The organism is Gillisia hiemivivida, assembly GCF_007997295.1.
GTDB lineage: Bacteria > Bacteroidota > Bacteroidia > Flavobacteriales > Flavobacteriaceae > Gillisia > Gillisia hiemivivida.
This window is the reverse complement of the sequence record NZ_VORY01000012.1, coordinates 1-20,290: the sequence shown is the minus strand read 5'-3', so window position 1 is coordinate 20,290 and position 20,290 is coordinate 1. Positions and strand designations below refer to the sequence as shown.

13 protein-coding genes are annotated in these 20,290 nt (G+C 35.2%); 6 read left to right on the top strand and 7 right to left on the bottom strand.

Features of this window, described 5'->3' with window-relative positions; genetic code table 11:
• The first annotated feature begins 51 nt into the window (after window positions 1-51).
• The 4 genes from uvrB to ES724_RS10660 all read left to right on the top strand — a co-directional run bounded on the left by uvrB (window position 52) and on the right by ES724_RS10660 (window position 6,449).
• Entirely contained in the window at window positions 52-2,055 is a 2,004-nt protein-coding gene (gene uvrB, locus ES724_RS10675) for an excinuclease ABC subunit UvrB (RefSeq protein WP_146932843.1), read from the top strand.
• 137 nt (window positions 2,056-2,192) lie between these two features.
• Window positions 2,193-3,404 carry a hypothetical protein gene (locus ES724_RS10670; RefSeq protein ID WP_146932841.1) on the top strand — a complete coding sequence of 404 codons (1,212 nt, stop codon included), beginning with the start codon at window positions 2,193-2,195 and terminating at the stop codon, window positions 3,402-3,404.
• Window positions 3,405-4,318: 914 nt separating this feature from the next.
• On the top strand, window positions 4,319-5,629 hold the full coding sequence (locus ES724_RS10665; RefSeq protein WP_146932839.1) for a DUF2254 domain-containing protein: 1,311 nt from the start codon (window positions 4,319-4,321) through the stop codon (window positions 5,627-5,629).
• Window positions 5,622-6,449 (top strand): alpha/beta hydrolase, encoded by an 828-nt coding sequence (locus ES724_RS10660; protein WP_146932837.1) that lies wholly within the window; start codon window positions 5,622-5,624, stop codon window positions 6,447-6,449. Before ES724_RS10665 ends, ES724_RS10660 begins: the two co-directional genes overlap by 8 nt.
• Window positions 6,450-6,582: 133 nt before the next feature.
• Here ES724_RS10660 and ES724_RS10655 read toward each other — a convergent pair whose 3' ends face one another.
• The 6 genes from ES724_RS10655 to ES724_RS10630 all read right to left on the bottom strand — a co-directional run bounded on the left by ES724_RS10655 (window position 6,583) and on the right by ES724_RS10630 (window position 15,812).
• The gene (locus ES724_RS10655; protein WP_146932835.1) at window positions 6,583-8,412 is read right to left on the bottom strand and encodes a DUF885 domain-containing protein; all 1,830 of its coding nucleotides are present in this window, start codon (window positions 8,410-8,412) and stop codon (window positions 6,583-6,585) included.
• Window positions 8,413-8,468: 56 nt separating this feature from the next.
• Window positions 8,469-10,322 carry a CocE/NonD family hydrolase gene (locus ES724_RS10650; RefSeq protein ID WP_146932833.1) on the bottom strand — a complete coding sequence of 618 codons (1,854 nt, stop codon included), beginning with the start codon at window positions 10,320-10,322 and terminating at the stop codon, window positions 8,469-8,471.
• Window positions 10,323-10,578: 256 nt separating this feature from the next.
• Entirely contained in the window at window positions 10,579-12,579 is a 2,001-nt protein-coding gene (locus ES724_RS10645; RefSeq protein WP_146932831.1) for a protein-disulfide reductase DsbD family protein, read from the bottom strand.
• Window positions 12,576-13,889: a tRNA lysidine(34) synthetase TilS gene (tilS, locus tag ES724_RS10640; protein ID WP_146932829.1), complete on the bottom strand. Its 1,314-nt coding sequence runs from the start codon at window positions 13,887-13,889 to the stop codon at window positions 12,576-12,578. Before tilS ends, ES724_RS10645 begins: the two co-directional genes overlap by 4 nt.
• 81 nt (window positions 13,890-13,970) lie before the next feature.
• Window positions 13,971-15,275: an aminodeoxychorismate synthase component I gene (gene pabB / locus ES724_RS10635; protein WP_146932827.1), complete on the bottom strand. Its 1,305-nt coding sequence runs from the start codon at window positions 15,273-15,275 to the stop codon at window positions 13,971-13,973.
• Complete coding sequence (locus tag ES724_RS10630) at window positions 15,276-15,812, bottom strand: NADPH-dependent FMN reductase (protein ID WP_146932825.1); 537 nt, start codon at window positions 15,810-15,812, stop codon at window positions 15,276-15,278.
• A 164-nt stretch (window positions 15,813-15,976) separates the two neighbouring features.
• On the opposite strand from ES724_RS10630, the gene ES724_RS10625 reads away from it, so the two are divergent.
• On the top strand, window positions 15,977-17,326 hold the full coding sequence (locus tag ES724_RS10625; RefSeq protein WP_146932823.1) for a DEAD/DEAH box helicase: 1,350 nt from the start codon (window positions 15,977-15,979) through the stop codon (window positions 17,324-17,326).
• Window positions 17,327-17,354: 28 nt separating this feature from the next.
• Window positions 17,355-18,242, top strand: a complete 888-nt coding sequence (locus ES724_RS10620) for an aldose 1-epimerase family protein (RefSeq protein ID WP_146932821.1) — start codon at window positions 17,355-17,357, stop codon at window positions 18,240-18,242.
• A gap of 437 nt (window positions 18,243-18,679) precedes the next feature.
• Here ES724_RS10620 and lpdA read toward each other — a convergent pair whose 3' ends face one another.
• The gene (lpdA, locus tag ES724_RS10615; protein ID WP_146932819.1) at window positions 18,680-20,086 is read right to left on the bottom strand and encodes a dihydrolipoyl dehydrogenase; all 1,407 of its coding nucleotides are present in this window, start codon (window positions 20,084-20,086) and stop codon (window positions 18,680-18,682) included.
• Window positions 20,087-20,290 lie beyond the last annotated feature (204 nt).

Here is a 20,290-nt window from a genome sequence, read left to right as displayed (position 1 = left end):
TTTGAATAGGCAAGATTTTTGCTTATTATCGTGAAGCTAAGAAAAAGATTCATGAAATTCGAAATAAAATCAGATTACAAACCTACGGGAGACCAACCTCAAGCAATAGAAAAGTTGGTTTCTGGTTTAGATAAAAATGAACAATATCAAACCCTTTTAGGGGTTACAGGTTCTGGAAAAACCTTTACAGTGGCTAATGTCATTGAAGAAGTTCAGCGGCCTACCCTTATTTTGGCACATAATAAAACCTTGGCTGCACAACTTTATTCAGAATTCAAACAATTCTTCCCGGATAATGCTGTGGAATATTTTGTTAGTTACTACGATTATTACCAACCCGAAGCATTCATCCCATCCTCAGGAACTTATATAGAAAAAGATCTCTCTATAAACGAAGAACTTGAAAAGCTTCGATTAAGTACTACTTCTTCTCTATTGAGCGGAAGACGGGATATTATAGTTGTAGCATCAGTTTCCTGTCTTTATGGTATTGGAAATCCTGTTGAGTTCAAAAAGAATGTTGTTTCTATAGAAAAAGATATGCATATCTCCAGAACTAAATTACTTCATCGATTGGTACAAAGTTTATATTCCAGGACCGAAGCCGATTTTAATCGTGGGAATTTCAGAATAAAGGGAGATACTGTAGATGTCTTTCCTAGTTATGCCGATAATGCTTTTAGAATTCACTTTTTTGGAGATGACATCGAGGAAATTGAAGCATTTGATCCACAAACCAATGAGGTTTTGGAGAAATACGAAAAATTGAATATCTATCCGGCAAATATGTTTGTTACCTCTCCAGATGTGCTTCAAGGTGCTATAAGAGAGATTCAGGATGATCTTGTTAAACAAGTCGATTATTTCCAAGATATTGGAAAACATTTGGAAGCAAAGCGGTTGGATGAACGAACGAATTTTGATCTTGAAATGATTCGGGAATTAGGTTATTGTTCAGGAATCGAGAATTACTCCCGTTATCTGGATGGAAGGCTACCAGGCACAAGGCCTTTCTGCCTTTTAGATTATTTCCCAGATGACTTTTTAATGATAGTAGATGAAAGTCACGTTACTATACCGCAAGTCCATGCTATGTATGGTGGTGACCGTTCCAGAAAAGAGAATCTGGTAGATTATGGATTTAGATTACCCGCCGCAATGGATAACCGACCTCTTAAGTTTGAAGAGTATGAGGCTTTACAAAATCAAGTTATCTATGTGAGTGCTACTCCTGCCGATTATGAATTACAGAAAACCGAAGGGGTTTATATAGAACAGGTAATTAGACCGACAGGACTGTTGGATCCAATTATTGAGGTTCGTCCGAGTCTCAATCAGATTGACGATCTAATTGAAGAAATTCATATTAGAACAGAAAAAGATCAACGGGTTTTGGTTACCACCCTTACCAAAAGAATGGCTGAAGAGCTTACAAAATATCTTACCCGTATAAATGTGAGATGTAGATATATTCATTCTGATGTAGATACTTTAGAACGTGTAGAGATCATGCAGGATCTAAGAAAAGGGATCTTCGACGTACTTATTGGTGTAAACTTGTTAAGAGAAGGTTTGGATCTACCAGAAGTTTCTTTGGTAGCTATATTGGATGCAGATAAGGAAGGTTTTTTAAGAAGTAATAGATCATTGACTCAAACTATTGGACGTGCTGCAAGGCATTTAGAAGGAAGAGCTATCATGTATGCAGATAAGATCACTAATAGTATGCAAACAACAATAGATCAGACCAACTACAGACGGGAAAAGCAAATTGCATATAATACCAAACATAATATTACCCCAACGGCATTGGTAAAAAGTATAGAAAGCTCTCTGGTTAAAAATAAACTAGATCCTTATGTAATAGAAACTGCTCCTACTCTAAAAGCAGCCGAAAAAGAAACAGAATATTTCAGCAAACCTCAGTTGGATAAACGTATACGAACCAAACGAAAGGAAATGGAAACGGCCGCTAAAGACTTAGACTTTATGACCGCTGCTAGACTTCGAGATGAAATTAAAATGCTACAAGATAAAACCAAAGCGTTGAGTTAAAAATGACATTTGGGATAATCTTTATTTTTTTTATCAATTCTTTTGTAAAATACTAAATATCAATCACTTAATTTAATATCTTTAAAATTCATTCTTCAGATTAACCCTATTTATTCTGGCGGTTAATTGTGATACAGATGAAATATTATGTCTTTTTTCTATTGTTTATGCCTTTTTTTGCTGTTTGCCAAGTCGGTATAAATACTTCTTCTCCCAAAGCTCAATTAGATATCGTTTCAAATTCCCCTGATTCTCCACTGGGAATTGACGGAATATTGATTCCAAGGATATATAAATTCCCAACAGATTCTCCCACTAAAGACCAGCATGGTATGCTAGTCTTTTTAAATTCTACATTACCCATTCCAAAAAGTGGGTTTTACTTTTGGAATAATGATTTGCTAAAATGGGAAGCTTTATCTGGAAATGCTTCAGAAAATTTCTATAAACCAGCTACAACAGCAAGTCCTAATAACATTACTGATCCACTTTTTAGAAATGGAAATGTTGGAATTGGAACCCAAGATATTACTTCAAAATTACAAATAGCCTTAAACTCTTCCGCAGATGCAGCAATTAAGAAAGGACTGGAGGTAGATAATAATAATCCAACTGTAGATAATCTTACAACCTATGGAATAATTAGCGACAATCGTAGTGCAACGAATGGAAACAAATATGGGTTCAAAAACAACGTAGGTGGAGTTGGGAATGGGATTCATTATGGCTTTTTTAATGAAACTTATCAAAATACAGGAACCAATGATATTTATGGGATCTTCAACAGGGTGGGAATGACTTTGGGTGCTAAAAGCAGCAATTTTGGGATCTATTCCATTATAGGGAATGAGACAAGTCTTGGAACCATTTATGGCTTATATAGTGTTGCAATAGGAAGCAGTACTGCAAAAGTTTTTGCGGGTTACTTTGTGGGAAAAGTCGGAATTGGAATGACTCCACAGGACGAGTATATTTTCCCGGCTACAAGAGGAAGTAATCTTCAAATTTTAGCTTTGGACAATACAGGGAACTTAAATTGGACATATCCGCATTTTGAAAATTATATTTCCACAACAAGTACTATAGGGGACTATGTTATTACAGATGAAGTTGGCACTTTGAGAATAAACAACGATGTCAATCAGTTACTAATTCCCCCTGCAAACATTAACAAAGGAAGAATTATAAGATTGATGGGGTGGGATGGGATAGGCACTAAAAATCTGATCTTTTCTAATGCAGATAATTTGTATGATGTTAAAACAAATTCAACAATTACAACGATTGGCGCTAACCAACTGTACACCATTCAAAGTGCAGGGAATAGGTGGATCTTACTGGATAGATAAACAGGCTTCGAAGGGGTAATTGATATAATCTAGATATAAAATCTTACCATTTCCTGCCCTCACCAGTTTTCTAAATGTTCTGCGCAGAATTTTTGACTCCTATAATTCCAACATTGAAGCTTTCTAATTCCGATTGAATTTAAATAAATGAGCAAAAAAGATAGTAGCCTTTGATCATCATTTCATTTAATTAATTTCAAATATGATATCCCACAAAGTATCATGTTTTTAACGTCACGCTGAGACCCGTGATAAAAAAATTCATCTAGCGTAGGTTTTGACATATTATGGTTCCTAGTAGGTTTATCTTCTTAAGAAATTCTTTTTTGCAAGTGTAGTAGTTCCACGGCGTAAAATTTTCGAAGCCTTGGAGAAAATTTAGCCGTGGAAGTACGGTTCTAATTATGCGGCAGCATAATTAGAAACACCTACAAAAAAGTGTCCTTTTTTTGGTTCGTTTTTTTGGACACGCAAAAAAATGAACAATCTTAAAAATTAAACAGATGTTTACCGACCAGAGGGAGTGTATTCCAGATTCTCGGAATTACGTCAATGGTAACTAGTTTCAGGGTCTCTTATTTGGGGTTACGAAAAATACGCCAATGGTAATTTGATTCAAGGTCTCATCATAAAGTTGTTTCTATTCAATAACAAAACGAGATACTGAATTATTCGGTGCTTAGGTTCTAAGAGACCAACCTCGCTTTGTTACTAATCGCGGATATACAATAATTCAAAAATTAAATATGAAATTAAATATGAAATTAAATTCGTTTTCCATTTTTCAAACCGAATTAAATATCAGCGAATTAACAGGCTTTTTGCCATTATGCTATATGTAAAGTTTAAATTAATGTGAAGTATGTAAGAGTCTAATTCTTAAAATGCTATTTTTAAATTTTGAAAACTAGCTTATGAAAAAACTATATTATCGTAGCCTTTCCTTTTTCAATATAATGGAAAGCAAAATTGCTTTTTACCCTACAGTACTAGCTTTATTCGGTATCCTTTTCGCCTTTTTATTAATGTATTTAGAGAGTTTAGGAATTTCCAAATACCTATTGAAAGCAGCTCCAGTTTTAGTAGTGAACAATGGAAGTACAGCCTTGACAATGCTATCTGCATTTATTTCAGGGCTTATTTCGGTTATAGTTTTTAGCTTTTCCATGGTGATGCTCTTATTAAGTCAAGCCTCCAGTAACTTCTCCCCAAGATTATTGCCCGGACTAATATCAGATAAAAAACACCAAATTATTTTAGGAACCTACCTATCTACAATCCTTTACAACATCTTTATTCTATTTTCAATCCAACCTACTGGAAATAAATATCAAATTCCCGGATTTTCTGTGCTAGTGGGGGTTATAGGTACCGTAATTTGTATCTATGCCTTCATCTTTTTTATTCACAATATTTCTCAGTCCATTCAAATAAGCAATATATTAAAGATGATTTACACAAAATCTAAAAATAGATTGGACGAAGTGATTGAAAAGGAAGGCACACATTTGGCTCCTTTCCCGGATAGTGAGGACTGGTATGAATACGAGTCAGAAAAAAGTGGTTATTTACAGAATATCTCTTATACAAATATGATTGATTTCAGTATAGAAAATAACACTCAAATTCATTTTATACCCTTTAAGGGCAACTTTATCTTGAATGGGATTCCGTTATTTAGATCCAAAATTGAGCTCAAAAAAGAGCAAGTGGAACAAGTTTTAAATAATATAAGTTATGCTAGAGAAGAATTGGTAGAAGACAATTATATTCTAGGTTTCAAACAATTAACTGAAATTATTTTAAAAGCAATGTCTCCAGGAATCAACGATCCTGGAACCGCAATAAATGCCATAGATTATCTTACAGAATTATTTGCCCTAAGAATGCAAAAAAAAGATATCAATATAATTAGAAGAGATGAAATTCCTTATATAAAGGTTAAAACAATAGATTTTAAGGATCTTCTTTATCAAGTTATGGTGGCACTTAGAACGTATTGTAAGCATGATGTTATACTAAATCAGAAGCTATTGGTGATGTTGCATTATTTACTTCATCAGGAAACCTATAATGAGGATTACTATGACTTTATAAAGGACGAAGCCACACTCCTGTTATCCGACGCCAAGAAAGCCATTACAAATTCTGTAGATATTGAAAGACTTACTAGTTTAGCTGAATCTTTTACATTCCAATTAAATGAGGCTGCTGAAGATGAATAAACAATTTTACTTAGGATACATTTTTCTTGTTATTCTTTTATTAGTTGAGGTTCCAACTCAGGCCCAATCCTCAGCATCAAAAAATGTCTCTACTTTTTTAATAGAGCCACCACAGCTGGATACTCTAAAAAAGATATGGGTTTATTTACCAAAATCCTATACCTCCCAAACTAAAAAATATCCTGTGTTGTACCTTCAAGATGCTCAGAATTTATTCGATATCTCCACTTCTTTTGTTGGCGAATGGAGAGTAGATGAAACTTTAGACAGTTTAGGTTTAGATCTTATTGTTATAGGCATAGAGCACGGCAATGATAAGCGTATTGATGAATTAACACCTTTCCCGCACCCAGAATATAAGGGAGGTCATGCTGATGCTTATTTGCGGTTTATTACAGAAACCTTAAAACCAAAAGTGGATTCCCTATATAATACTTCAACAACTACTGAAAACACTTTTATTGGAGGAAGCTCTTTGGGTGGCCTTTTCTCCTATTACGCTACTTTAAGACATCCAGATGTATTTAGTAAAGCAATAGTCTTCTCCCCTAGTTTTTGGTATTCTGAAGATGTTTTCAGTTATGTTGAAAGTATAGAATCTGAAGACATTGAGGATTTACAATTCTATTTTAGAGCTGGAGAAAATGAAAGTGAAACGATGCTGCCACTCATGTTTAAAATGAAAAAATTGCTTTCTTCTAAGCTAGCTTCAGACACACAAATAAATATCGATTCTATTCCGGATGGGGAGCATAATGAAAAACTCTGGGCAAAATCGTTTCCTGATGCTGCACTTTGGCTACTAGATTTAGAAAAGTGATTTGAAAGATTTAATAGATATATCAAAAAAGCCACTAATTCACGAATTAATTAAATTTAATTCGTGAATTAGTGGCTTATATTTTATAAGATGAAAGTTAACTTATATGAATCTCATTAACTTTAAGGCAAAATTATGCCTTCTTAGATTTCACCCATTCTTGCACCATTTCTTCTAAAACATTCAATGGTACTGCACCATTAGTCAGTACTACATCGTGAAATTCCCTAATGTCGAAATCTTCACCTAATTGAACCTTGGCTTCTTCTCTAAGCTCTACGATCTTATTCATCCCGATCTTATAGGCAGTAGCCTGTCCTGGCATTACAATATGTCTTTCCACCATTTTCACACAATCGCTTTCTGCATTTGGTGTATTCTCTTTATAATAAGCAATACCTTCTTCTCTGGTCCACTTTTTAGCATGAATCCCAGTATCTACTACCAATCTACATGATCTCCATAGTTCCATGGCCAATCTTCCAAAATCTGAATATGGATCTTTATAAAAGCCAATTTCTTTGGGAATCAATTCACTATATAATCCCCAACCTTCTGTATATGCTGTATAAGATGAAAATTTCCTGAACATTGGGATGCTATCTAATTCCTGGGCTATGGCTATTTGCATATGGTGCCCTGGAATTCCTTCATGAAAAGCCAAAGCTTCCATTTGATAAGTTGGCATTGCACTCATATCATACAAGTTTGCATAATACGTTCCAGGTCTGGAACCGTCTATAGCTGGCTGCTGATAAAATGCCTTCCCTGCACTCTTCTCCCTGAATGCCTCCACCGCTTTTACTACAATGTCTGCCTTAGGTTTTGTTATGAAAAGCTCATTTAATTCACCCTTCATATTATTTATTAAGCTTGTAGCTTCTGCCAAATAGCGTTTTTTGCCTTCGGCAGTATTTGGATAGTAAAATTGCTTATCTGTTCGCATAAATTCAAAGAAATCTTGTAGAGAACCTTTAAATCCGGTAGCTTTCATGATCTCTTCCATCTCTCCATGGATTCTGCTAACCTCACTTAAACCAATCTCATGGATCTCGTTTGCCGTTAGGCTAGTGGTAGTGATCCTTTTAAGCCGATTGTTATAATAATCTTCTCCCTTAGGAAACTTCCATGCTCCATGATCTGTTGTAGCACGTTGTTGTTGATCTTCTAGTTTTGCAATTAAATTTTCGTAGCCTTTTCTTACAGAAGTATTCAGAGCATTTTCTGCCTTATTAATAAGAGTTAATTGTTCTTTCTCTGTTAGTTCAAGGTTTTTCAACTTGCTTTTAAAATCTTCCAATAAAGTACTTACTTCCTTAGAGTTTGTAAAAGGCTTTCCCTCAATTACATTTCGAGAATCCTCAATCACTTTTTCAAAAACAAATTTTGGAGGTACGATCCCATTTTGTTCTCTCACTTTTAATCCTTCAACAATTTGCTCCATCACTTTGGGTATACCATTCAACCTTTCTATATATGCTTCAGCATCTGCCAAAGAATCTATACGGTGCATATTGATTAAGAAAGCTGGGATTTCAGAATGATATCCGTGCATTTGATTTATAGGGTAATTATAAAAACGGTAGTCATAATCTGCAATTTCTTCTTTCAATCCCTGCTTAGCAAGTCTATAGCTCAATTGCGTGCTTTTATCTAAACTAACCTGATCTACATTTTTCTCGAGATATTCTAGACGCTTTTTAGCTTTCTCTAAATCATCTGTATATTTTTGAGAAGAAAAATCATCCCATTTACCATAATCGGTTTTTCTACCTAACATGGTTTGCATCATAGGAGAATCTGCTACATCTTTTTCGAATTCGGCATCGAAATATGCATTTAATTCAGCTGAACTCTTTTCAATTTCAGAGTCGGTTATATCTTTATCTGAAGCATCTTCTTTACAAGAAACCATTACTAATATAGACAAGAGAAGTAATATACTTTTTATTCTAAATTTCATTCAATCAAAATTAAAGTGATTTGTAATTTATTTTATAATGGAAAAATCCTTGATTTCTATTCTTTCAATACCATAAATTCAACATAAGAATCTCCGAAAACAGTATGTGTTTGCTTTTTAAAATCTTCAGCTTTTGCTTTAAAAATATTTGGAACAAAAGTTTGAGGGTTTAGATCTATTAAAGGAAACCATGTGCTTTGAATTTGTATTTGAAGCTTATGTCCCTTTTTGAACGTGTGATTCACATCTTGTAACATAAAAGAAACTTCCGTCTTTTTATCTGCTTCAAAAGGCTCCGGATTTTCAAAACTATTTCTGAATCTTCCTCTCATAACTTCACTACGCACCATCATATGATAGTTGCTCATTTTAAGATAGGCCTGAGTTTCTTCTGTATCTTCAGCATCTTCGGGATACACGTCAATCACTTTTACTACCCAGTCTGCATCTGTTCCTGTTGTGGCAACATTTAAATGGGCCTGAATTGCTCCAACTAAACTCATATCTTCTTCTAGAATTGGAGTTTCAAATACCAAAACATCTGGTCTTCTAGCAGCAAACCGCTGATCATCTGTCATATATTTTCTTGGTGTGAACACCATTTTAATATCTTCAGAATATGGAACTGGCTTTTTAAGATCGCTCACAAAAGATACTTCAGTTTCTGAAGCAGATTCTGTTAGCGTTTCATCTGCACCTAAATACAACTTTTTGGTAGTCGTTTGTTTTGGAGGCCATACTTCAAAACTATCCCATTGCATGTTTCCAGTATCATACACATAAGCTTCGGGTAAACCAGAATCTTTGGTGCCAGATCCTTTAAGAAAGTGATTAAAGAATTTAGTTTCAATATTCTTCTGGAAATTTTCAGAAATATTATCTCCAAAATATACATTTCCAATTGCCTGTCTTTCAGTTTGTCTGGCCCAATCTCCATGGCTCCACGGTCCAAACACCATAGTATTATAGTTATTACTATTTGCTTCAATATTTTTATAAGATTCAAAAGGACCATATAAATCTTCAGCATCAAATAATCCACCCACTATCATTACCGCTGGTTTGATATCTTTTAAATGCTGAATTAATCCTCTGGATTTCCAGAACTCATCATAACTAGAGTGATCCTTTAATTGAGTCCAGAAAACATTATCTTCCTTATAGTATTTATCTAAATTGGTAAGCGGACCATTATCTAAAAAGAACTGATATTGATCTTTAGATTTCAACTCTGGAAATTTATACCAGGCAGTATCTGAAGGGGTTGATTTTTCATATCCAAAAACAGCTGTTGCTCGCCAGTAGCTCAATAAATAAGCCCCGTTATGATGAAAATCATCAAAGAAAAAATCTCCAATTCCGGCTTGTGGTGAAACCGCTTTTAATGCTGGATGTGCATCTAAAAGTGAGTACAAAGCATAATATCCAGGATATGAAATTCCCCAAGTTCCTACTTTCCCAGTATTGTTTTTTACGTTTTTAACAAGCCAATCTATAGTTTCATAAGTGTCACTGGCTTCATCTACTTCTTTTCCTTTTTTCTTCGGAATATAAGCACGCATATTATCATAAACTCCTTCGCTCATCCATCTTCCGCGAACATCCTGATATACAATGATGTTCCCTTCTTTCATAAGGAATTCGTTAGGCCCAATTTTAGATCTGAATTGATCTTCCCCATAAGGTTGAGAGCTATATGGAGTACGTTGCATTATAATAGGATACTTTTTAGATGTGTCCTTTGGGGAATAAATAGTGGTATGCAGCTTAATACCATCACGCATCTTAATCTCTACTTCTTGTTTTGTGTAATGATCGGCTACTTTGTAATCTTCTTCAGTTTGAGAATAAACGGAAAGGGATAGAAAAAGGCTTATTATAAAAATAAGCGGGGAAAGGGTTAATTTCATCTGGTTATATTATTTTGTTATTAATAAGACATAAGCGATTCGCCAATAATATTTTGGTTATAAACCAAAAAAAGCAATTGCTCAATTCATAGTTTCAGATTTTAAAACCTAAATATAGAGAATAAAAACCTCGGGACAAGCCTACGAGCATTGAATGGAAAATTACTTTTGCAAATTCGATGCATCCCGATAGCTCCCAGTAAGAGAAAATGAACCCTCAATTGGGGAATAACTCCGAACCAAAAGAATCTAAATATTACTCTGTTTCAACTTTTTGGACACCTTGATTTAGCCAGGCTAAATATTCCTTTTCATTAGGAGTGTAGCCAATAGGAGAATTTAATAGATTTAGATCTGTATCCAAAAGCACATAGAACGGCTGTGAATTATTTTGAAAGTTCACGGTTTGGAATGTCGCCCATTTATCACCTATTGTCTTTATCTTTTTTATACTTCCGTTAGCTCTAACATAACTGAATTGCTCCTGTTGAGGCAGATCTTCCCTATCATCTACATACAAAGAAATTAGCACATAGTTATTCTTTAAAACTTCATAAACCGCAGGATCGCTCCATACCTGTTCTTCCATTTTTCTGCAGTTTACACAAGCCCATCCTGTAAAATCTATCATTATAGGTTTATTCTCCTGTTTGGCAATTTCTAAGCCTTTTTCCCAACTCTTATAAGCTTTTAGACCTAATGGACCCTGAGTATCCTTTTCGTAGATACTATAGAACAACGGTGGTGGAAAACCGCTTAGTAACTTAAGGTTTGCAAAGGATGAGTTGCTTAAGCCCGGGAATAGATATAGCACAAATATGAAAGTTAGTGCTCCAAAACCAAATCTTGTTTTAGTTAACTTCTTCTTAGGCCCGTCATGCGGGAATCTTATTATACCAAATAAATAAAGCATTAATCCTATTGCTACTAAGATCCAGATCCCAATAAAGATCTCCCTTTTTAAGATACCCCAGTGTTCAACGAGATCTGCATTAGATAAGAATTTGAAGGCTAAACCTAATTCCAGAAACCCTAAAACTACTTTTACCGTATTTAACCAACCTCCACTTTTAGGTAAAGAATTTAGCCAATTTGGGAATAATGCAAACAAGGCAAATGGTAATGCCAACGCAAGACCGAAACCACCCATTCCAAAGGATAATTGAGTTGCTCCTCCATCACTACTTAAAGATCCTCCCAACAAGGAACCCAGGATTGGCCCTGTACAAGAGAAGGACACCAAAGCAAGCGTTAAAGCCATAAAAAAGATCCCGACAACTCCGCCTATACTGGACGCTTTATCGTCCATCTTACTACTCCAGCTAGTTGGTAATGTTATTTCGTAATACCCAAAAAATGAAAAAGCGAATATTATAAAGATCACAAAGAATACAATATTCAGTGTAACATTGGTGGATATATTATTTAAGATCTCCGGCGCAAGACTATCCAATAAATGGAAGGGTAAGCTGAGTAATAAATAGATCAAAAAGATAAAGAGACCATACAAAATGGCATTCATTAATCCTTGCTTTCTGGTTTTAGCTCCTTTTGTAAAAAAAGAAACTGTTAAAGGGATCATAGGAAATACGCAAGGAGTAAGTAAAGCGATCAAACCTCCTAAGAATCCTAAAAGAAAAATGTTTAAAAATCCATCCTTATCTTCTACTTCAGGTTTATACGCATCCCATCCTTGTAGATCTAATGTAAGATCCTTAGTTTTTTGAATATCTAAAGGGGTGATCTCTTCGTTAGCATAGCCTTTATTTACAGAATTATCTGCGACAGAGAATTGAAATGGCACTACATCTGGAGGTAAACATTTGCTATCGTTACACACCATAAATTCAACCTCTACTTCTATCACTGCATCTTTGTCCAGTACTTTAATAGTTTGAAAGAATGTTGCTTCATCTTCAAAATACTTGATCTCCATGCCAAATACCGCATCAAAAATGGTTGGTACATTTGGTTCTGAAGTTTCTCCAACCAATTCAAAGGCTACCCCAGGATTAGTGAATGTGAAATTTGTTGGAATTGGCCCTCCTTCTTCAATATCCTGTGCATACAAATGCCAGCCCTTTTCTAATTTAGCGGTAAAACTGATTTTATAAATACTATCATTTTCTTTTTCCAAATGAGAATCCCAAGAAATAGGCTCTTCAAATTGAGACTCTTCATCTGCAGAGGTAAATACTTGGGAGAAAGAAGAAAGGGAAACGGCTAAAATTAGAAGTAGTGACCAGAAATATTTCATACAGTGAAGGTGATTTTTAATATTTTTTGAGATGGATCGGTAATGGCAAACCTGTTGTCTGCTCTTCTATTTACAATCCAAACAATATCTTTTCCAGAGCAAAGCAACCAAGTACTTTCCTTCTCGGGTAAAGATAATTTATTGTCGTTAAAAAAGTCGCTTATCTTTTTCTTTCCTTTCATTCCAAAAGGAAAGAAAATATCGCCGGTGTTCCATTTTCTTAAGACCAGCGGAAAAGTGAGTTTTTCTTTATTTAAGTAAACACAATTGGGGGCAGTTTTAGAAATTTCTTCAACTTCAGAAAGTGAGAATCTTCCAATGGGTAGCATTACAATATCTTCACCTTCTTTTATTAGATATTCCACTTTTTTCTGTTCAGATTCTTTTTCAGTAAGGATCAAAACATCTCTATCCTTTATCAATCTATGGGACTCAGAATAAACTAGCTTCCCAGGTTGTGCATCTAATAACTGGTAAACATCTTCCCATTCAGTAAAACCGAAGGTCTTCAGCAATTGATACATTACTGCTTTGGTATTGGGCAGTTTCTTAAGAAAATTTATATTGAGATTATACCCATACATCGTCTTCGAAACTACTTCAGGATAGATCAAACCTATATAATCCTCAACAAGATTTAAACTATCATTCAAATGAGACTGCGTATTGGCAAAACCATCTAATAACTGCGGATTCAATTCTTCCAGCACAGGAACAATATCATGTCTTATCTTGTTCCTAAGATATTTATTAGATGCATTGCTACTATCTTCCCTCCATTTTATTTTATGCTCTTCAGCATAAGCTTCTATTTCCTTTCGTGAAAAAGGTAAAATTGGACGGATCACGCTGTTGTTAACTGCTTTTATCCCCGTAAAACCTTCTAAGCCACTTCCCCGAACAAGATTAATAATAAAGGTTTCCAGATTGTCATTAGCATGGTGAGCCGTTAAAATATAGTCAAATTTTAATGAGGTTCTTAGTTCCTCAAACCAGTGATATCTTAGTTCTCTGGCTGCCATTTGTATAGAGATCTTATTATCTTCAGCATAAGCCATGGTATCAAAATTCTCAATAAACACCTCTACCTCTAATCTTTCAGCCAGATCCAGAACAAATTCTTCATCGGCATCACTTTCAGCATCACGAAGATTGAAATTGCAATGGGCAATGGAAAAGTTCAATTTTGCCAGTTTGCAAAGATGAGCCAAAACCACGCTGTCTACTCCCCCACTTACTGCCAGCAAAAGTTTGCTTTGACATAAAAACGGGAATTCAGATTTCAGGAGATTTTTAAAAGCTTTTTCCATAGAAATCAAAGATAAGAAATAAGCCTGTTTTAAGACTTGGCAAAAAGAGAACTTTTGAGAAGATACTAGCTAAGCAGGTTTTTAAGACCCAAGAGCTTGCAGCATTGCCTTTGCCTTTAACTGACATTCCTCGTATTCCTGCTCTGGAATAGATCTAGAAGTAATTGCACCTCCTACAGAAAAAGACACATATTTTGAGCTTGCATTGTAAAGGATACTTCTAATTACCACATTAAAGTCAAAATCGCCTTCTGGAGTAAAATAGCCCACGGCCCCACTATAAAGTCCGCGTTTACTTTCTTCTAGGTCCTCTATAATTTTCATTGCTGAAATTTTTGGAGCTCCTGTCATGCTTCCCATAGGAAAAGTAGCCTGAAGAACTTCTACAGGAGTGCAACCCAATTCTAATTCTGCTGAAATAGTGGAAATTAGCTGATGCACCTGTTTAAAGGAATACACTTTACAAAGTTCATCTACTTGTACACTTCCTTTTTTGGCTACTCTGGAAATATCATTGCGAACCAGATCTACGATCATTACGTTTTCTGAAAGTTCTTTTGGATCTTTAGACAACATTTCAATAATCTTGTTATCCTCCTCTTCATTTTCAGCTCTTCGGGCAGTTCCCTTTATGGGTTGGGAGATCACTTTGTTCCCCTGCTTTTTTATATATCGTTCCGGAGATGCCGAAAGCAAATAGTAATCTTCAAGTTTTAAAAATGAAGCAAATGGCGGGGAAGAAATTTCATTTAGATTCTGAAAGACCTTTGCAGGATCTATAGCTCGATTCTTAGCAAAATATTCCTGACAAAAATTAGCTTCATAAATATTGCCGCGATGAATATGTTCCAGCATTTCTGAAACTTTTTTGATATATTCATCTTTTGAAATTCTTGGTTGGATAGGCGAAGCTTCTTTTTCTTCTTCAGAAGTGATACCGTTTGAATCCAGTTTTAACTGAAGTATTTCTTCATAATCTGAAACCATCTCATCATCAACCATTTTAAGGTATCGGAATTCAACTTTATCCTTCCCCACCAAAATTAATTTTTGGGGCTGAAAAAAATAGAGATCAGGAAATTCCAAACCATCGAAGTTTTTCGAGCTTAAATTCTCCAGATCATTTTTGAGATCGTAGGAGAGGTATCCAAAGATCCAATCTTTGGTGATCTCTTGATATTCTTTTAATTGTTCAAAAGCACCATGATGATCAGTTTTTAAAGCGGTAAAAGCCTCCACAGCAAGTACTGCTTCAAAGTTGGAGGCAGTTTGCGGATAATTATTACTGTCTAACCAAGCTATTTCGTGGAATTGGGAACTCCATTGAAAAAGCTTCTGTTTGAATGATGATGAATCTTCTAATATAAATTCGGTTGTAGTACGCACTTAGTCTTCAATTTCATGCGCAAAGGTAGTCAAGACATCTTCAATCCCCATATTCAACACTTCATTTTGAACAGAATCGTTGTCAAAATTATCGTTGAAAGAAGGAAAACTAAAGCTCTCAATTACTTGACCTCCGAATCTTGAAAGGATCCCTTTAGTATATTCCAATGAGGAAGCTGCACCACGAGCTCCGGGAGAAGTACTTACCAAGAGAATTTTTTTATCTGCTAGGAAGTTTTTATCCAAACGGGAAAGCCAATCCAGAATATTCTTAAAAAATGCTGAAACAGCTCCATTATGCTCATTTACAGAGATCATCAAGGCATCATGTTCAGAAATCAGATTCTTTATAACCTGAATATCCAGAGGAAAGCCATTGGCACTTTCTTTGTCTACACTGAACATCGGGATATCATACTCCATTAATCGAATTATCTTTATATCATGTCCATTTATTCTATTGGCGATATGTGTAATAAATTCATGATTTATAGATGTACTGCTATTAGAGCCTGCAAAGGCCAAGATCTTTTTCATAAGTGAGTTATAAGATTATCAAAAATACCTAAATTAAAGGGATAGTTTAAAAATGAAGTGCGTTAAAAAACTGTTTATTATCCGTTAAGAGTATTTCCATAGCTTTTTTATCTTATTCCTTAGCTGCAAAAGGTATCTTTGCAGCTAATTAAAACAAACTCAAGTTGACTTTTCAGGATCTTAATTTAAATACCCCATTATTAAATGCGTTAGAAGATTTAAAATTCGATACGCCTACACCTATCCAAGAACAAGCATTTTCTTCTATAATGTCTGGGAAAGATGTAGTTGGGATCGCACAAACGGGAACTGGTAAAACATTTGCATATATGTTGCCTATTCTTAGAATGCTAAAGTATTCTGAACAAAAAAATCCGAGGGTTTTAATTTTAGTGCCAACCAGAGAATTGGTGGTACAGGTAAGAGAGGAGATAGAAAAGTTAACCGCCTACATGAACACGCGTGTTACGGGTATTTATGGGGGAACCAACATCAACACTCAACATTCAGATCTGTTACAAGGTTTAGATATTATTGTTGCTACTCCTGGTAGATTATACGATCTTATCTTACGCCGAGCAGTACAAATGAAATCTATTCAGAAATTAGTGATAGATGAAGTAGATGTAATGTTGGATCTTGGGTTTAGATTTCAAATAAATAATATTATTGAATTGCTTCCGCAGAACAGACAGAATATTATGTTCTCTGCAACCATGACTGAAGCGGTTGAAGAAATTATTGACATTAGCTTTAAGCAACCTATTAAAATTTCGGTTGCAATTAGTGGAACTCCACTAGATAATATAGAGCAACGTGGTTATAAAATAGCGAACTTTCATACCAAGGTGAATTTCTTAAAAGATCTTTTGAAGGACAAAGAAACTTATACCAAGGTACTTATTTTTGTTGCCTACAAACGTTTGGCAGACAGGTTATTTCAAAGTTTGGCAGAAGAGTTTCCAGAGGAATGTACTGTAATCCACTCCAACAAAACCCAGAATTATAGATTGCGAAGCATCAAACAATTCGGCGAAGGTTTTTGTAGAGTTCTTGTTGCAACAGATGTAATGGCACGTGGACTGGATATAGAAAATGTTTCTCACGTAATCAACTTTGATACTCCAGAATATCCAGAAAATTATATGCACCGAATTGGTAGAACCGGGCGTGCAGAAAAAGAAGGAATTTCTTTTCTTTTATCTACAGAAAAGGAACAAGACAATTTAGAGAAGATCGAGAACCTTATGAATATGCAGGTGCCTCAATATGAGCTGCCGGAAAATATAGAGATATCAACTGTTCTTATTCCAGAAGAGCAACCTAAAATCTTCGAGATCAACAACCCAAATAAAAGAGGTGATGAAGATGCACCGGGTCCTGCTTTTCATGATAAGAGTGAGAAAAACAGTAAGGAAAATCTTGGAGGATCTTATAGAAGAGAGATCGCTAAAAAGTATAAGAAACCTCAAACCAGAGGAGATAAGGGCGCTAATAGACGTCATAAAAAATAAGAATTTAACTTTTTAATGATCTGTTTTTATGAAAAATGTAGCAATACATAGATTGGAAAATGAATTATTAAGCGTGAATGTAAAATCTATTGGTGCTGAACTTTGCAGCATAGTAAATAAACTTAATGGCAAGGAATACATTTGGCAAGGAGATCCTGCTTTTTGGGCAAGCCATGCTCCTATTCTATTTCCTATAATTGGGGCGCTTAAAGACGACACCTACTTTTTTGAAGGAAAAGAATATCACTTACCAAAACATGGTTTTTTTCGAAATAATAATGCTGTAATTCTTAAACGTGAAGAAAAGGATGAGCTCACTTTTAGCCTTAAGTTTTCTGAAAACACCTTAAAAAGTTATCCCTTTAAATTTGAATTGGAAATCAGTTTTTTACTGAAGGGAAAATCTTTGGAAGTAAAACATGAAATCTTTAATCTGGATACAAAAGAAATCTATTTTTCCATTGGAGGGCATCCCGCATTTAACGCACCTCTATTTCCCGGAGAAACTTATGAAGATTATTATCTGGAATTCGACCAAAACTTAGACCTTGAAACCCATTTTTTGACTGCAGATGGTTTGATCTCCAACAAATCTGAATCTGTATTAAAAGATGAAAATAGGATTAATTTAAGAAAAGACCTTTTCGATAATGATGCCCTAATTTTTAAAGAAATTGCTTCGAAAAAAGTCAGTCTTCGTAGCGAACATTCAGGAAAGATCTTATCGGTGGAATATTCAGATTTTGAGAATCTAGGGATTTGGGCTAAACCCAATGCCCCGTATGTTTGTATAGAACCTTGGCTGGGAATTGCAGATTTTGCAGATACCGATCAGGATCTAAAAAATAAAGTAGGCATTAATAAATTAATGCCTACTCAAAGTTTTTGTGCTAGCTATACTATAGAGATAGCCTAATGCTATGTTTTAATTTCTGGTTTTCTTCTTTGCAGCTTTAGCAGCACGCTTTTCTTTTAAACTCAACACAGGTTCTTTCTTTGCTGAATTTTTTGAAGGGGATTTTTCTTTAGCCATGATTTCTTGTTATTATGAATAATAGAATAAAAGTAACAAAAGTTTTGTTAGGTTGTATCACTAATTTCCTAAGCCTTCTATTTTCATCCAGATGTTAGTCTGGACTTGTCGAAGACTAATTCATTCGACACTTCTATCGACAAGCTGAACTTGTTTCAGCTTCTAACTTAATTTAATCTTCACTCGTGGAAGATCCTGAAATAAATTCAGGATGACGTTTTGGTTTATTTTTTCAAGCTCAATGTGACAAAAACGTAAACCAAAAAACCCTAATAATCCAAAGATCATTAGGGTTTTTAATATTTAAATGAACTTAGCCTTTAAACATGCAAAGCTCTATCTCCTGTAGCTGCTAGCGCCGCTTCTTTCACTGCTTCCGCATATGTTGGATGCGCATGACTCATTCTTGCTATATCTTCAGCAGAAGCTCTAAACTCCATTGCTGTAACCGCTTCAGTTATAAGATCGGCTACACGAGCACCTATCATATGTACTCCTAAAACCTCATCGGTCTTAGCATCGGTTAATATCTTCACAAATCCATCTGTATCTCCACTTGCACGAGATCTACCTAAAGCTCTCATTGGAAATTTCCCTTCTTTATAATCTACACCAGCTTCTTTTAATTCTTCTTCAGTTTTACCAACTGCAGAAACTTCTGGCCAAGTGTAAACAACACCAGGAATTAAATTATAATCGATATGTGGTTTTTGACCAGCGATCAATTCAGCAACCATAGTTCCTTCTTCTTCCGCTTTGTGGGCTAACATGGCTCCACGCACTACATCTCCAATTGCATAAATATTCTTCACATTGGTCTGTAAATGATCGTTCACGGCAATCATTCCGCGATCTCCCATTTCAACTCCCGCAGCTTCCGCATTCAATCCATCTGTAAATGGCCTACGTCCCACAGAAACTAAACAGTAATCTCCTTTGAATTCAACTTCATTTCCTTTCTTATCATCTGCTTTCACAACGATCTCATGGCCATTGCGCTCTACAGATTTTACTTTGTGGCTTACATTAAATTTCATCCCTTGCTTCTTAAATACTTTGGTAAGCTCTTTAGACAAAGCGGAATCCATACTTGGGATTATTCTATCCATATATTCTATAAAAGTAACTTCAGATCCTAATCTGCTATATACTTGACCAAGTTCTAAACCTATAACTCCACCCCCAATAACGATCATATGTTTTGGGATCTCCTTCAGTTTTAATGCCTCAGTAGATGTAATAACACGTTCCTTATCTAAATTGATAAATGGCAAATTAGCTGGTTTAGATCCTGTCGCAATAATGGTATGCTTGGCTTCTAAAGTTTCTTGTCCGCCTTCAGTTTTATCTACAATAATATGAGTAGCATCTTTAAAAGACCCCACTCCTTCAAAAACATCTACCTTATTCTTATCCATTAAAAATTTCACTCCATCACAAGTCTGAGAAACTACAGAAGATTTTCTCTTCATCATCTGCTCTAAATTCACCTTAACTTCACCTGTGATCTCAATTCCATGCTCTTCAAAATGCTTCACAGCATCTTCATAATGGTGTGAAGAATCTAATAAAGCCTTGCTAGGAATACATCCTACGTTTAAACAAGTCCCCCCTAAAGTGGAATATTTTTCGATAATCGCAGTTTTCATTCCTAGTTGTGCGCAACGTATGGCAGCCACGTATCCTCCGGGACCAGATCCAATTATTACTACATCATATGTACTCATAAATAAGTTTTTTAATGGTTTTTTTTAATCGGAACAAAAGTACGACTTAAAATAGCAATGACCAATATGGAGTGAAGAGTTAGCAGTTAGCAGTTAGCAGTTAGCAGTTAGCAGTTAGCAGTTAGCAGTTAGCAGTTAGCAGTTAGCAGTTAGCAGTTAGCAGTTAGCAGTTAGCAGTTAGCAGTTAGCAGTTAGCAGTTAGCA